16 protein-coding genes are annotated in these 15,402 nt (G+C 36.2%); 10 read left to right on the forward strand and 6 right to left on the reverse strand.

Annotated features, from left to right (window positions below; all coding sequences use genetic code 11):
* Positions 1 to 69 precede the first annotated feature (69 nt).
* The 4 genes from CDH51_RS17450 (at position 70) to CDH51_RS17465 (ending at position 3,663) form a co-directional block, all read left to right on the forward strand.
* Positions 70 to 345, forward strand: a complete 276-nt coding sequence (locus tag CDH51_RS17450) for a helix-turn-helix domain-containing protein (protein WP_100629818.1) — start codon at positions 70 to 72, stop codon at positions 343 to 345.
* Entirely contained in the window at positions 342 to 635 is a 294-nt protein-coding gene (locus CDH51_RS17455; protein ID WP_100629819.1) for a CHC2 zinc finger domain-containing protein, read from the forward strand. The genes CDH51_RS17450 and CDH51_RS17455 overlap by 4 nt, the downstream gene beginning before the upstream one ends.
* Positions 632 to 2,200 carry an AAA family ATPase gene (locus CDH51_RS17460; RefSeq protein ID WP_100629820.1) on the forward strand — a complete coding sequence of 523 codons (1,569 nt, stop codon included), beginning with the start codon at positions 632 to 634 and terminating at the stop codon, positions 2,198 to 2,200. The genes CDH51_RS17455 and CDH51_RS17460 overlap by 4 nt, the downstream gene beginning before the upstream one ends.
* Before the next feature lie 833 nt (positions 2,201 to 3,033).
* Entirely contained in the window at positions 3,034 to 3,663 is a 630-nt protein-coding gene (locus CDH51_RS17465) for a hypothetical protein (RefSeq protein ID WP_100629821.1), read from the forward strand.
* Positions 3,664 to 3,782: 119 nt separating this feature from the next.
* Here the strand turns inward: CDH51_RS17465 and CDH51_RS17470 are convergent, their stop codons facing one another.
* Positions 3,783 to 5,111: an AAA family ATPase gene (locus CDH51_RS17470; RefSeq protein WP_198514334.1), complete on the reverse strand. Its 1,329-nt coding sequence runs from the start codon at positions 5,109 to 5,111 to the stop codon at positions 3,783 to 3,785.
* Between the two features lie 231 nt (positions 5,112 to 5,342).
* Between CDH51_RS17470 and CDH51_RS17475 the strand changes: the two genes are divergently transcribed.
* Positions 5,343 to 5,780, forward strand: a complete 438-nt coding sequence (locus tag CDH51_RS17475) for a hypothetical protein (protein WP_100629823.1) — start codon at positions 5,343 to 5,345, stop codon at positions 5,778 to 5,780.
* Between the two features lie 109 nt (positions 5,781 to 5,889).
* Here CDH51_RS17475 and CDH51_RS17480 read toward each other — a convergent pair whose 3' ends face one another.
* From CDH51_RS17480 to CDH51_RS17490, 3 genes are all read right to left on the reverse strand, one after another.
* Positions 5,890 to 6,534, reverse strand: coding sequence for an FtsZ/tubulin family protein (locus tag CDH51_RS17480; RefSeq protein ID WP_100629824.1), 645 nt, complete (start codon positions 6,532 to 6,534; stop codon positions 5,890 to 5,892).
* A gap of 41 nt (positions 6,535 to 6,575) precedes the next feature.
* Positions 6,576 to 7,562 carry a hypothetical protein gene (locus CDH51_RS17485; RefSeq protein ID WP_100629825.1) on the reverse strand — a complete coding sequence of 329 codons (987 nt, stop codon included), beginning with the start codon at positions 7,560 to 7,562 and terminating at the stop codon, positions 6,576 to 6,578.
* Positions 7,563 to 7,859: 297 nt separating this feature from the next.
* Positions 7,860 to 8,063, reverse strand: coding sequence for a hypothetical protein (locus tag CDH51_RS17490; protein WP_100629826.1), 204 nt, complete (start codon positions 8,061 to 8,063; stop codon positions 7,860 to 7,862).
* Between the two features lie 403 nt (positions 8,064 to 8,466).
* Here CDH51_RS17490 and CDH51_RS17495 point away from each other — a divergent pair, with 403 nt between their 5' ends.
* Together CDH51_RS17495 and CDH51_RS17500 are read left to right on the forward strand one after the other, a co-directional pair.
* A complete protein-coding gene (locus tag CDH51_RS17495) occupies positions 8,467 to 8,868 on the forward strand; it encodes a hypothetical protein (protein ID WP_157807160.1) in 402 nt (133 codons plus the stop codon).
* 19 nt (positions 8,869 to 8,887) lie between these two features.
* Positions 8,888 to 9,085: a hypothetical protein gene (locus CDH51_RS17500; protein ID WP_100629828.1), complete on the forward strand. Its 198-nt coding sequence runs from the start codon at positions 8,888 to 8,890 to the stop codon at positions 9,083 to 9,085.
* 538 nt (positions 9,086 to 9,623) lie between these two features.
* On the opposite strand, the gene CDH51_RS17510 is transcribed toward CDH51_RS17500, so the two are convergent.
* Positions 9,624 to 10,616, reverse strand: coding sequence for a hypothetical protein (locus CDH51_RS17510; RefSeq protein ID WP_100629830.1), 993 nt, complete (start codon positions 10,614 to 10,616; stop codon positions 9,624 to 9,626).
* Complete coding sequence (locus CDH51_RS17515; protein WP_100629831.1) at positions 10,616 to 12,268, reverse strand: DUF3696 domain-containing protein; 1,653 nt, start codon at positions 12,266 to 12,268, stop codon at positions 10,616 to 10,618. Before CDH51_RS17515 ends, CDH51_RS17510 begins: the two co-directional genes overlap by 1 nt.
* A 160-nt stretch (positions 12,269 to 12,428) precedes the next feature.
* Here CDH51_RS17515 and CDH51_RS17520 point away from each other — a divergent pair, with 160 nt between their 5' ends.
* The 3 genes from CDH51_RS17520 to brxC are packed head-to-tail and all read left to right on the forward strand — an operon-like array spanning position 12,429 to position 15,281.
* A complete protein-coding gene (locus tag CDH51_RS17520; RefSeq protein WP_100629832.1) occupies positions 12,429 to 13,040 on the forward strand; it encodes a BrxA family protein in 612 nt (203 codons plus the stop codon).
* Complete coding sequence (locus CDH51_RS17525; RefSeq protein WP_100629833.1) at positions 13,037 to 13,627, forward strand: BREX protein BrxB domain-containing protein; 591 nt, start codon at positions 13,037 to 13,039, stop codon at positions 13,625 to 13,627. The genes CDH51_RS17520 and CDH51_RS17525 overlap by 4 nt, the downstream gene beginning before the upstream one ends.
* The gene (brxC, locus tag CDH51_RS17530) at positions 13,620 to 15,281 is read left to right on the forward strand and encodes a BREX system P-loop protein BrxC (RefSeq protein ID WP_100629834.1); all 1,662 of its coding nucleotides are present in this window, start codon (positions 13,620 to 13,622) and stop codon (positions 15,279 to 15,281) included. The genes CDH51_RS17525 and brxC overlap by 8 nt, the downstream gene beginning before the upstream one ends.
* Positions 15,282 to 15,402: the final 121 nt, after the last annotated feature.

A 15,402-nucleotide genomic window follows, 5' to 3' on the forward strand; every position in this document is an offset into this window, starting at 1 on the left:
AACCACCAATTATTCTCGAAATAAGTAAACCGTATATTTTTCATTTGCATCATAATTAAATCAAATATTATGATGAATCAATTCATTCTGATCGAAAGCGAAAAGCTTGATCAAATTCAGGCCAAATTAATCCAAATCGAGAAGGTACTTCAAGAAAAAAGTACGGAAGGTCTACCAATCCTATTGCGAACCTCGGAGGTAAAAAAGATCCTCAAAATCAAAGACAGTACTCTTGCAACTTTAAGAAGTAATGGGACGCTTCCTTTTTCAAAAGTTGCAGGTACAATCTACTACAAACTGGAAGATATTAATTCACTTGTGGAAGAAAACTATTCAGGAAGATGAGAGGAAAGCTATCAGAGGAGATCTCTCGGAATTCTCTTAGGGTATTTGAACACTTTCTTGCGAGCAAATACCCAAAAGGGAAGCTGATTCCAGGAAAAAACATTTCAAACCCATTTCTATCCCATTTGCAGAGAACGCCTTCCTTCAATGTATTCAAAGCTAAGGATGGTAGTTATTTATTTAATGACTATGCTACAGGAGATAGGGGTTCAGTTATCACTTTCGTGATGAGGATAAAGAATACAAACTATCAGGACGCGGTAAAAACTATAATTGATATTCTAAAATGAAAATTGACATTAGACAAGAGGTATCAGAAGGACAATTTCAGGATTACCATATAGTTGTTGAGACCTTGATCAAATATGGGGTGGAATGTATTAGAACCGAAAAAGATCCAATCCTAATACGCTATCCCTACGGTGATGGAAGATTCAAAGAGCGAAGGCTGGGGTCTTTACCAAAATGGAATTGGAGTGGCAATGCTAAAGGGCCAAAACCTCCTTTTGGATTTTTGCAACTCCCTTTGCAAGGAGATATTGTCGTATTTACTGGAGGAGAAAAAGATGTGCTTGCATTTGATATGTTTAACATACCTGCTATATCAATGCAAAGTGAAAATGCTACAATACCACCAGAATTAATCACAGATTTAAAGAAAAGGTTTAAGCATGTATTGATTTGCTATGATCTCGATGAAACCGGTGCGAAGGTTTCAAAGAAGTGGGAAAAGATATTTGGTATACCTCGAATTGAACTACCGGATGATTTAAACGGAAAAGATATTTATGACTTTCACTCTCAAGGAAGAACCAAAGAGGAATTGATGGAACTTATTGATTACTCTATAAAAAATCATGTAGATAACAAGACTTTCATGACGGCCAAAGAAGTATTGGATTCCAATAGCACTTTGGAATTTATCGTTGAAGGAATTTTGTCAAAATCAAACTTGTGTGCATTGATTGGAGGGTCTGATAGTGGTAAATCTCTTTTTCTACTTCAGTTCGGTATCAGTTATATTTTGAACAAGCCTTTTCTTGGCTTAACCGTTGTGGGTAATAAGAAAGTGCTATACTTTTCTTTCGAAGATGATTGTAACTCACTCAAAGGCCGATTAAGAAAAATGCTGAGTTGTTTATCACCAGATTCAAAAAATCAAATTGGCGAAAATCTTCTGTTTGAGTTTGATCCTGAGGATATAGAACAAAAAATAGAGAACCATATGGAAGCACACTCTGATACTGGGTTAATAATCATAGATCCACTTACAGAGATATTAAATGGAGCGGACATTAATAGTTCGACTTCTATTAGACAGCAAATGCAGGTTCTTAAAAAAGCTTCTACAAAATATGGGGTTGCCGTAATATTCTGTCATCACATTACGAAAACATCTGAAGAGTCTGGGAAATTGAACAAATCTAATTCCCTAGGAAGTCAAGCTATAGAGGCAAAATCAAGGCTAATGATTGAAATGAAGAAGAGATCCAGTGGAATTCCTTCCTACACCGAAATCGGAATCGTTAAAGGCAATGATGTGGATGAACACTATAAATCTTCATCCAGGACCCTTAAAATCCAATTAAATAAAGATACTCTTTGTTTCGAAAAAATCGAAATTGAAAGCCCAAATTCATTGTCCAAGCGTGAAATTGATTGGGGATTGGTCTTTGGCGAAAACAGAGAAATGAAAGCAAAGGAAATACTTAAACGGCTGGAGGCAGAATACGATTTATGTGAACAACATTCCCGAAAATTAATAGAATACCAATTGAGTAGCTTCAAGGTTAGTCATGGAATTTACAGGCATCCAAAAATTGATAAGGGCAGTGCGAACGGGACAGCAGCCTAAAACCAATCAAAACTGGGGAAATTCATCCTTTCTTAGGTTCTGATATTACTGTGAAATAATAGAAGCTACATTATTGATTTTTAACTACTTGAAAAAAACTAATTCAAGTTTTGAAATCAATTCGAATTTATTTTCCCTCCCCCTCCCTTAGGAGGGGGAAATGGGAAAATTCAAATTCGATAAACAAAATTCAAATAGAAAGAAAAAAAGATTGAACGTTTAGGAGCTTTTTAAAAGATCAAAGCCTTTCCTAGTCAATCACGCTTTAATTAAATCGAAAACAATATTCAGAATTGACATGATCTTTTAATAAAATCCGGTCTTTTGCATTGGAACTGATTAATACTTTTTTAAACCTTTTCTATAAAATTATCTGGGCGATATGCCTTAGCTCCATCACACAGAAACGTTCGTGAATTAGTCAATACTCTGAGTATTTTAGGTGCCTAATTCTGTCATTTTCTATTTTCTTTAGGAGCAAGTCAATTAATAGTTATCCATCACTAACCCCCTGGTAAGACCTCATTAAAAAAATGGACTAAAGCCAAGGATTAGCAGAAAAAGAAAATACAATATCCCACCCGAAATAATAAGGCCCCCCATGCCCTTTTTCTTGGATGTAAAGGCTGAACGGGAGAGCATGGATCAGTATACCCCCCTATGGTTTGGAAATGGGAATTAATACCCGAAAAAGTGATTTGTCTGATTTTAGTTGAATTTCAAAAAAGGAAATTGAACCTGAAGGTTCAGATCTTCAAAAAGCCAGGTTTCTGTTCTCGGTATTTTCTCCAATTTTTCCAGTAAACAATTCCAAACTATACCATTAGAAAATTATGTCGATCAACAACAAAGGTTTCGAATTAGACTTTGAAGCACCAAATGGAAACTATGTTTTCCTTGACTCTGCAAGGGTTATAAAATGTTATCCGGATTTAAATCTGTCCTGTCTAATAGTTAGAAAGGGCAATGAGGAGTATCACCTCAGGGCTTATGATCATAAAAATCATGAATACATGATTAAAGACGAAATCAGAGGGATTTTGAATTGTTTCTTTCCGTCATACTGTGAGCTCATGTCTGAGTCATTAAAGGGGAGCGATACGGATCATGAAAAAAAATCTCTTGGGATTGCTTTGGGTATGAAAGTCTATGCATATTACCGAAGTGCAATAATTCATTTCAGAAGTCTCTATACTCATGAGTACAAGGCCTCTGAAAAGTTTAAAGGCAAGTTACCATTAGGTGATCCTGAAATGCCAAAAGACCACTTCAATCTTTCTTATGTATTTAGGCATAATTTAAGAGGAGATAAGAAGATTTATCTATTTGATGGCAGTGTATTCCAGCATGAGGTAATGAAATATCTTGTAGAAACGTATCAGATTATCCATCCAGAACCTGAACCGAGGATTTTCAAGAATAACTTAACCGATGCTTGGGTCTTTAGAGGGAAGTCAGTTTAGACTTCCCTGATTTTTCCTGCAGGACCTCTTTGATTAGCAAGTTTCCGGTAGCCAGAGAAGAACTACATCAAAGAAAATGAGATTAGACTACAATTGTTCTTTGACTTTACTGGAGAAACCTAAATAGGGTAAAACAGCTTTATGGGGTTCTTTCCTTCAATGATGAAGTGTGCTTCAAGACCATTATCCGAGTTGTAAACTTCAATACTCTTGATTGAATTGTAGATTTCCAGTGACATAATTATGGTGGGAATAAAATTTCCAATCAAATGGTCTATGGTTGACAATAATGGTCGTAGTCCAAGCGAGGGTTCAACACCTTTTTCAAAGATTAGCTCTAAAACTCCATTTTCAAACCTTAACGGTATTTGTGTCTTTTTCTCAAAGTATGTAGAAATTTTACTTAGCTCTTTGTCAATGACTTTATAATATGCCATGGTAGGAAGAGAAGGGAAGAAAAGGTAATGCGATCCTAATCTGGATAGTTGATGATTTCCTATTGACTTGGTAAGAAACCTTTGAATATCCTTTTGAGTGATTTTTTTTGAGGAAGATTCAAATTCTTCTGTCATTTCTTCAAAATCCAGATGACTTTCTTCATTCGCTAACTCATCCAATGATCCAACCAAAATAAATAAGCATTGAGAAAGCTCTATAGTTTCTGGCTCCAATACGTTCATCATCATTTCATCTAAAAATGCCTTTATTTGATCACCATCCATGGTTCGTATCTTGGAAAGGAATTCGTGATAGGAGTGGCAATCGTGTAGCTTTGAGTTATAAAGAGTTTTGGCCTCATAACGGGAGAAAATAAATTGCGGCGGTTGGTCTTCAGCGATATTTGCAAGTTGAAAGCTTTTGGGTTTGGCTTCTGTTGGAATCTGCTTTTCAATGAAGAAGTCTTTACAGGCATCTGAAACCAAGCCTTTTTCGATCAAAATACCTTTCTTGAACCAATACATAAACTCATCATAGACTTCTCTAATTTTCCTGTAGCCAATTTCAGAGTATTGCAAAGTCAATTTGCCATCATCAAAAATTCTCCAAATAGGACTTTTTGATGATGGAGATTCAAAGGGTGGGGGAGTCTGGTTCTTCAAAAAGTAATGAAAGTTATCTATTAAAAATATTCCTCGAACAGGCTGACTTATCGTTGCTAAGCTTTTGATTGTTGAAATCAAATCAGAATGGATATTGCTTTGCCTTGCGTCGAATTCAAAAAAGCACTTTTTCATTTCAAGCATGTTGACAAGTTCTCGGGCAAAAGTTGTCTTACCCACACCAGTCATACCCCAAAGGTTGATGATAGTTGGCTTAGCCTTGCTTTCTGGTAAACAATACCACGATTGAAGCCGATTGATAAACTCTCTTGGAATGTTCCTGGACCATGGAAACTCTTCAGCAAGTTTGTATCTGATTTCAGTTAATTGACCAGTTTTTTTTGTCATCTCATTTTTCTTCATGGCGATCTCATTTAAACCGTTTCATTTAAAGAAAGCCGAATCATTTTGCTAATTGCTATGAGTTGCTCAAAATTTTTTAGGGTTTATTTTTAATCTCAACGGGACACTAATTGTCGTATACAGATTGGAGAAAAGAATAAATTATCAAAATGAATTTTGTATGATTGAAACAATTGATTCTATCAGATTCTTTCTTCTTTCGAACCCAAACTCACCATGACATTCGACTTCGACGATAATAAAGAGGATTACAATTTTCACCCTGTTCAGGTTACTTTGGATTCAGGACTTGAGCTAACCCTAAAGGGCTTTCATTTGGCCTTCACCTATGGAGGGCTGATGGAGGGAAATCCTTTAAAAGAAAGTGTTTTTGAATTTATCCAAGATGAGATACGAGTGCCAAAAAACTGGGGTGATCGGAAACTCTTCAGTATTTCAGCGAAAGAAGATGGGATCAACTCTCTATTACCTTTATTTTCATGCTACGCATATTTGACCAGCGATATACTGGCAGGAGATCCATTTGCGGATGGTTCAGAACTCGTAGTGCACTGGTTTGAAGATTCAATACAAGATCGTTCAATACCTCAAATCATAGAGGAAGCAGTTAAAGATCTGGATTGGAAAAATGAAGCTGATGACTTTTTGTATTAGGCCTTGCTGATTTTCTAAATTCAAAAAATATCTATGAAAATCGGTTTCTGACAGCTCACTGGCATCGATCAACCCTTCAAAAAGATCAAATTGGATTCAGGACGAAATATTAACCTTTGAATAGTTTATAAACCCGCTGATCTAACATTTCATAAGCCTTTCGGATAGAGATATTTCCAAAAGTTTTTCTGATTTCTTCACTATAGATTACCGAAGGTTCCTTGCCATTTTCTGCCAAAAGGTGTATAGCAAGATCGGCATGGGCACTTTTCCTACTTCCTTCAAATTCAAAGGGTAAAGTTCCTATCCATTCTAAATTTTGCTTTGGGTTTTGATAGTACAATCCAATCGACTGAAACAGCAATGTTCCAGTAGCTTTCCCCAAACCAGCCAAAAAGACCAAATCACCTTGCAGACTCCTTAAATGGTCATCGATTTCCGATGAAATAGGCAAAATGGGAAGGTTTCCGTTTTTTAGAATTTTCATTGAACCAATTGACTCGAAAAGAGAATCTGGAGGCGAAAACTCGATGAATTCTCCTTCTTGATTATGGAATGTTGGTCTTTCCCCATCCATAAGCGTAACGGATTGAAAAGGAAGCTCTTTTATGTTCTTTGCTGCGAAATGGCAGGCGGCTGTTCCCAACGCGATTAAATGACGTGATTCTTTTTCACTTTTTGCCAAAGAATGCGTTATCGCGAATGTGGACCCTGCTGCCAAGGAGAGTGTTTTAAGAAATTTTCTTCTTTCCATTGAATCAATAGAATTAATAACCGTTAGAGATTTTAATTTTTTTATAGCAATTCTCCTTCAACTGAAAACCTCCATCCTCCGATAAAATCGAGTTTTACTTTTTCTGGCTTTTCCAATTTTGGAAGGTTGCTGGCCAATCTTGGGTATTGTCTAAAAACCGGATCAAAAAAAGCAAGAGCTTCTTTTTTTAGCTTGGGGTAGCTTAGTTTTTTATATATCACATATAGGTGAAAATAGGATAAGGTACGAGAGGTTATCTCTACTTGTGTGGCTAAGATTTGCCTTCCTTGTGATTCGATGATTGGTTTGAGGGAAATTACATTCATTACTGTCTGAATGGTTATACTCTCATCCTTTGAGAAAAAAATCAACTCTTTCTGGTTCAGTAAACCTTTCTCGACCAAATTTTTCAATTCATTAGGAAAATAACTTCTTCGGAAGTTTTCAAAGTTATTAGCAGGGTTCTCCCAAAGAAAATTGAACATCCCTCCGATATACTCAGCTTCAAACATTTCAAAGCTTGGGATGAAACTGATTATCAAATTTCCGTTCGCTCGAAGAGGATTTGACTTGGACGAAGGAAAATTCAATGATTCTCTTTCTTGGAGAAAATTGATCACAGGCTTTCCTTCTTCGCATAGTCTTAGATTCTCATATTGCAATTCATAAAAGAATTCATAAAGTCCATCTGTTACAATCACCTTTGGAAATTCGGCATAGGTGTTTTGCATAGCCACAGCTTGAGATACTAAGGAAGGTCCATTTAGGTCTTGACTTTCCCAAAGGAAAATCGTTTCGTTCTGCCACTGTAGCAGCTCCAAAACATCGGTTATTATTTTTCTTGCCCTCTTTCTTTGCTCAAATCCTACTAAATGAATAAAATGAGCTTTGGCTTTTGACTGCTCATTATAGATGAAGGGCTTTAGCTTTTCTAAAAACTCCTCCAGAAAAAGGCTGTAGTTGGGATAAATTTTCGCAGTGGCTCGTTGGAGGAGCTCAAAAACCGGATCAATCTCTTTTGCTTTCATAAAATATAATCTAAACCACCTGAATGTGAATTCAGGGGGTGGGGGTGGATAAAATTTTAATTAGTTTTTACCCCAGTTTTGATTTGGTCGAGGCACCCGTTTTTCAAACAATACACATTTATGAGCAAACTAACATTCTTGCTTTTTAAACTTGAAATTTTCAAACTTGCCAATAAAGAATTATTTACGCGGGATAAGTTATTTGATTAGCAAAGACTCAAATCCATTCAATTCTTGTTGCTCATTATTTTTGGATTATTGATGCTGGCTTCTCTCTTTACTGATTAAAGCCAGCGGCTATTCATCTTTCGCTATTGATTCGAATTCTTCAAGTAAGGATTTGTATTCTCCTTCATCTACATCATAGGTTTTGCGAGCTTTCTCTACTGTGAATCCACACTCTTTGATAAGGGTTCTAATCGCAAAATACGTTGAATATCTTTCTGACTTAGCCGTTTCTTGTAGGTGAAATCCATCATCACCTAATTTTTGATCTTTCATTTCTTCAATGTTTAAACTTTACATTATGATTAAAATTCATGCTATTTCCCAATAGGAACTGGCGGTAAAATGATCTATTTCATTTCCTAAAACACCTTAAAAAAAGTAAATCATTCCTAACCGATGAAATGACTGACGCAAACTGTCAGACCTTCCTTATTCTTACTCGGATTTCTATTTATTTCGTTCGATCTTGATCTCAGATTAAAAATTTCCTCACAAGAAGTATCGAACAAGGGCAGGCCAAAATGACTTTTGAGAATCAATCAGTTCATCAGAAAATTATATCATATGGGACTTTTAGCTGTGATTTACGGGATCGGTTTGATCATTGCCGGTATCTACTTATTACAAAGAGAGAGTAGGAGATAAAGAGATCCTTAAGATAAAAACCAAATCATTCATGAACATCCGCGACCTGACATTTAATGACGGCAAAACCCAATTGGTAAAAAGCCCTTTACTTGGGCCTGTCTTCTATTGGATGGATAACCTGATTGGGGATTTGACTGAGGATCAGCTCTGGGAATGGTTGAATCATTTTTATGATGTCGGTCCAACTGAAGAACAGGTTGAAGAACTTGGACAAATTGTCAATCCTGAAAACAAGGAAGAGTTGGACTATGACCCACACTGGAAGCTTTGGTGTGCATTTGATTTAATTTGGCAGAATAATTATGACGACTGGAAAAGTCGAGGTTATAATCCTGCAGTCACGGGTGGATGGTATTGGAGAAGGGAAGAAAAACGAATGCAAGAAAGAGTGAGAGCTGTAGAAAATGCCAAGAAGCAAGGAAAGAAGTAATCAACTAAACTATGAAACCATGACCAAAAAAGTAGAACCGTCTCTAAAAGAGCAATTAGACAAGGAGTATCGTAGAGCTTACATCAATTCCTTTCTCTCGCCTGAATACGACGAGCATATACCCGTTGTCGATGAAAGTTTTTTTGAGAAAATGTACGGAAAAGAAAGGTATCAGAAAATGAAAGAAAGACTTGCTGAGAGGCTATCTGAAATCTAATAAAGCTCCGGAATTTTAATTATTTAAACAGTTTCTTATTAGAAGAAATACTAACACAACTTTTTATTTCCAGACTAAACTCGGCGCGAAATTGAATTCAAACTTCACTTCAGAAAAAACCCCTATTTATAGAGGATGAATATGATGCTTAGCCCTTCATAGGAGTGTAAATTGTCCGAATACTTGATTTTGTTTTGATTGATCCATGAATGTTCTCAGTATTGTCTAAGACCTCGTACTGAATAGAAATGTATTTGTAGACGGCTTGCCAATGCTTACCAAATATTTTTTTTAGAATTGGTGTTAATTCATTCTTGCCTTCGACTTTTCCCTGAACAACCATCTCAAATTTCGGATCAGTGGAATCTAACCTGTAAATGATATGATTTGATTTTTCAATTAATTGAGATAATAAAATAAGGATTTTGCTACTTGTAGCTGAAGCGCTGTAGCTAAACGTTATTCTGGTTTGATGTTCAGTATTTTCGATATCATTCATTTGAAAATCATAATATCTAATTCATTTAAAAAATAAAATTTAGTATTCAATTTCAAAAAGGCCATTCTCCAGCTCACCCACAGAATCAAATAAGGAACGGCTTGATTTAAGCCAACTTTGAATCTCAATTAAACGCTTTGAATAGGCCTTTGCGACATCCAGATCCGATAGAAAGTAAATATTCAAATCTATTGATCTATTCCCATCCAGCTTTTCCGATAAATTGTAAAAATTAAATCCGCCTTGGCAACTCATATAGTAGAAATCGGTAAAAAGATACCGATCATGTGTAAAGGTTTTTCTTATGTAGGCAATTGAGGTGCGAAATCGAATTTTTGGAAATTTAGCCCCCAATATGCTCTGAATCTCTGTTGAATCTTTTACCTTCTTCTTGGAATAATCTTTAGTTTCTTGATCGTATCTCACAAATAACATCAAAGAAACTTCAGCTGCCATTTTAGGATCTATCAGACCTTCGATTATTCTGGTCAAATTTAGTTTTGATTGATCCAATCTCTCCAAAAAGTATGGATCCACTATTAGTATATTTTTGATCGGAATTTTTTGTAGGTTAAGACCTTTCCAACCTGAAAAATCTGATCCAGGACCACCTACCTTATAGATGGTTCTTTTCTGATTAGATAGTTTTTTCCAGTCACCGGGTAGTTTTGAAAGGCTAAAAAATGGTTTTTCTGATTTTGGTTTCAAGGATGAATCGAGACTTAAATGAAAATGTATTTTTCTGTCCCAAGGATCATTTGAAATTTGGTTCAAATCGGATATTTTCCTTGTTCTAAAACCCTGAGTGGCATACTTGTCTAAAACTAAACGTAAAAAGAAGCTTTTCTCAATATCCTCTTTATTCACTTCCACGTTTAAGCCTTCAATCGTTGCATAGGCACCTTTGAGAAACTTCGTGAATTCAATTCGTAATAAAGCAATTTCATCATCCGAAAGACCGTGTTTATACATTTCTTCCAGGTTTGAAAAGTCCTTTTCATTGATGATTACGTGACTTGGTATAGTGTTCATCAATTGGAATTTGAATTATACAAAAATGCCAATAACCGCGGAATCTCATCAAAGAATCCTTCACCGAATTCATTCGAAAGCCTGCCATCTCTCATGATCTCAATTTCCCGATAAGGAGCCTCCTCAAAATCTTCTGTACCAGGTTGATTGAAATAATAAATTTTGGTTGCATTCGATGGGATCTTCTTGGTAGCTGTCAAATATTGGAAATTTCTAATCATGTATTCGCTATGCGTTTCAATAATGAACTGGATATTAAAAGTCCTTGCTGCATCAATAATTAGTTCAGCCAGTTTGGACTGATATGAAGGATGGAGATTACTTTCAGGTTCTTCCAAAAGAAAGGTGTTTTCAATTTTATCTTCCCAAGGCAAATCCAATCCCCTGCACTGATGTGCTATTAATGCGATTTTTACAATTATGGGAACCAGTTGGGTAAATCCAAAACCTAAATCAGCCAACAAAACTTTTTGGCCATTTTTTAAAATAAAAATCTCAGTTGCAACTCCTTGATGTCTCTTCACCTCTAAACCTTCACCAATTTTGAAATGTTCCAGAGACCTTTTTACAAACCTTTTAATGTCTGGAGTATTATCGAAATCAATTTTGGAGTAATTAATTAATAAAGAATTAATGTCGACTATCGAGGAATTATTGGCATAAAGCCTTTCTGAATTAGCTCTTATTGATGAAAGTGAATTCACAAATTTGAATTTCTCATTGAAGTTACTCAATGAGGTGATCAATTCTTTTTTCAAAAAATCTTTAAAAATGAATTCCCCAAGAGTGCTTAATTCCAAGTTTAATTTTTTGTCATACAATAAAAACCATTGGTCAAGATCATTAAGTAGCATTTCAGCAACTTCAATAAATTTTAAATCTGTCCCAATTACCCCTGCCATATCAAGAGAATTTCCAATTTCTCTCATTCCTTTTATTCTTTCAAGAATTGCATTTTTGACATCTTCATTTAATGAGGAAAACCCTCTAATCAATTCTTTTGAAGAAAATTCCTCATATGGAAAATATGTTGATTTATGGTTGTTTGAATAAAATGATTCGAAAATATTGGCTCTTTCTTCGTTTGGGTTTGGAAATAAATTAGATAAAATTGATTCTTCATCTTGAAGCTCTTCCTCACTTTTTCTTTTATCAGAAAAGTATTGCTGATTGAATTTCTCAGAAAAGTAGCCAATTAGATACTCCAGATCCAATTTCACTTTCCATTTCACATCCAATAGGTCAAATTTCATTGAAATGATTGGGGTTTCCCCTTCAACCAAAACCCTTAAACCTGTAAGTACCCCCGATTCTTGTTCGTTTTTTGTAACCGAATACTCAAGTTCTAATAGTGTTTGAAAATCAATGCTTCGTAAATCAAAATCAAAAATGAGTCGAATTGAATTATCCGCTGAATCAATATTTTTTGTTTGTGAAAAGGTCCCCAAATTATGCCTTCCTCCAACAAAGTTTAATTCATTCAACTCTTTAGTGGACTCTAAGCTACTTTGCATTAATTGCAAAGCCTTAATTAGGCTGCTTTTCCCGGAGTTGTTGATCCCTGTCAATATCGTAATTGGGGCTAATTCAAAAACAGTCTTTTCTTTAAAAAGTCGAAAGTTTTCTAATCCGATAGTATGGAGGTAGGGCATTTTTGATTCGTGGTTATAAAATTTTGAAAGTGAAAACTACTGCCTTTTTAAGAATTGGCAAAATGCATTCTTATCCGAAATGTCAAATCGTTTGAAAATGAAGTAGAGTTTAGCCTTCCTTTTCCCTTTAGAAATTCTATTTTTAAGACTCAATCCACCCATGAAAACTCCAAAATACATAGCCCTTACCTCTGGAGCGCTGCTTTTCAATGAGTTCGAACAGCTGATTCCAATTCTTGAGCAGGAAAACCAAATAGAACTCCTTAACCAAGAATCTAAGGCTAATCAGTTTATGCGAATCAAAACTGAATCTGCTCGCAAAAGAATCATCACTGAAATCAAGCGCCGGATTGCTAACCTACCATCAGGGTTTTGGTCATTTTACGAAACTGCTACTTTTGACCAACGAAATATTTTGTTATTTTTCATCGTACTTAAGAACTATGAAATCACAAAGGATTTTCAATTTGAAGTAGTGCTTGCTAAGTGGAAAAGATTGGAAACGACCTTGGATACCTTTGATCTGCAAATGAGACTGGATGTTTTGGCATCTGTTGAAGAAGATATTATGGAATGGTCGGATTCTACTCGGTTGAAAGTAATTACTGTCTTTTTGAGATGCTTGCGAGAAGTTGGAATTTTAAATAGAGGCAAACTTCAAAAATTACCAGCCCAATCCTCTGGATTTTGGGAATTCTTCATCCAAATCGGTGAAGCTTGGTTTCTTGATGCATGCTTATTATCAAAAAATGAACGTGAACTGATCAGATGACTGTAGCCGAACTTTACGAAAAGCTTTCTAACAAGGACTTTCAAGACTACAATACAGCCAAGCTTTTCTGGCCGGTTTATATGTATGGCTATGATCCAAAGGACGAGTATAAAATACGCCAGGAAATTTTGGATATCAGGGATCGACTTCATCGACCAAACAATTATCTGAATGTCCTTACTCTGGATATATTCGAGGAGTTTTTAGCCTTTTTGGATAGTGAGAAGTTTGGGAAAAAGAACAAATTAGAATTCTATCTGGAAATTGAATCAAGCAAACCGGATAAGGTTCACCAGGCTCTTTTGAAAGATGCAAATGATTCCAAATTTTTAGATTGGATTCATAAAAGGATTACAGCTCACTTGGAAGCTTCTGAAAAGTTTGAAGTAGCCTACGTCTTTATTTACGGTTGGGGGGCAATTTTCCCTTATCTCCGTACCAGTAAGTTTTTGAACAATTTTGAAAAAAATGTCGGGAAGTATAAGATCATCGTCTTTTACCCCGGAAAAGTGAAACCACGCTATAATCTTTTCGGACTGGTAGACGATGAAAATCTCTACCGGGCCACCACTTTAATCAATGAGTGATATGATTATCAATGAGATTTTTGAAAAGTCGATTGACCGGGAAATCAACTCCGCTGTAGTCGTCAGTAACCAAAACGCCGAAACTGTCAACCAGGAAATTCGGGAGTACATTTTCACTGATGAAATTTTAGAAAAACTTTACCTACTGCTCGATACTGTTGTAAATAGGCGATTGGGAAAAACAGGCATTTGGATCAATGGATACTATGGCTCAGGTAAGTCGCACTTTATTAAATACGCCCACTATTGTTTGAATTCCGAGACTTCCGAAGATGCATTTGCTCACTTTGCAGAAGCAGCAAAAAAGTATGACACCACTCAGGCCGGAAAGCAGGAGGACATCACGGTCAGTAACATCAAGCTTCTCGAGAAAAAGATCCAAAGCATAGAGGTTGAGGATATCCTGTTCAACGTAGAAGATGTCACCTCTGATGATCAATACAAGCAGCGATTGACTCGTGTATTTCTCGATATGCTCAATAAAGCCCGTGGCTATAATGCGAATGATATCAAGCTTGCAGTTTTATTCGAAAAATACCTGGATAAAAAGGGCAAACTGGATGAGTTCAAATTCTTGGTAGCGGAAGAACTCGGACATGAGGACTGGACATCAGAGGCGGCAAGCATTGCTTCTTTTGAATTGGAGTCCATTTTAGAACTGGGGAAAAGATTGGTTCCGGAAATGGATACTGTCTCCCTGCATCATCGATTGACCGATCCTGAAGCTTTCAAAATAGACATAGAAGGTGTCTTGATTCCTGAGCTCAAGGAATACCTCAAAGATAAAGGTCCTCAGTATAGACTTCTATTCTTGGTGGATGAGATTTCCCAGTACATCGGAAGTAATAAGGAGATCTTATTGAATTTTCAAAATATCATTGAGCGGGTTAGCCAAGACTTAAATAACCAAGTCTGGATAGCTTGTACTGCTCAGCAGACTTTGGAAGAGGTATCAGAGAGCATTGATGGAGTTGAGGATACTAAAGATGAATTTGGTAAAATCCTGGGCCGATTTGATACCCGGATTTCTTTGCAGAGCAATGATGCTTCATACATTACCCAAAAGCGGATATTGGATAAGAACGCAAAAGGGATCGAAGTCCTGGGAAAGATCTATCGCGACAATACCGATTATATCCACAATCAGTTTAAAGTTCAACATGAACTTTACAAAGGTTACGTCGATCTTAAGTCCTTTGAGCTTGCTTATCCTTTTGTTCCTTATCAGTTCAAGCTGATCTCTCATGTCTTCGAGGCATTCCAAAATCTGGGCTATGTAATCAAGCAGGTCAAGGATAACGAGCGTTCCCTATTAGGTATCACTCATTTTACAGTCAGACAAAACCAAAAGCTTCCGGTAGGTGAATTCATTCCTTTTGATAAATTTTTCAATCAGCAACTGGAGCAAAATCTGACTCAACGAGGTCTTAGAGCGATCGGAACCGCACTTCAGTTACCCTATGTGCAGCAAAATGATTTTGCTCAGCGAGTAGTGAAGACGCTCTTTATGATCTCTAATCTTCCTGACTCGATCAAGCTGACTTTCCCTTCCAATGTGGACAATCTTGCCATCTTGATGATGGATACACTGGATCAGAATAAACTTCAGCTCCAGACTAAAATCAAGGAGGTGTTAGACCGTTTGGTAGAATAAAGCATTATAAGAGAGGAAAAAAGCGCCTTCTTCTTTTTCAATGAGGATGAAATCGATGTACAGAACTACATCAAAAACCAAAGTCTCAGCTTAGAAGATCGATGGTCAGAATTTGACACGA

Source organism: Algoriphagus formosus, assembly GCF_002807035.1.
GTDB lineage: Bacteria > Bacteroidota > Bacteroidia > Cytophagales > Cyclobacteriaceae > Algoriphagus > Algoriphagus formosus.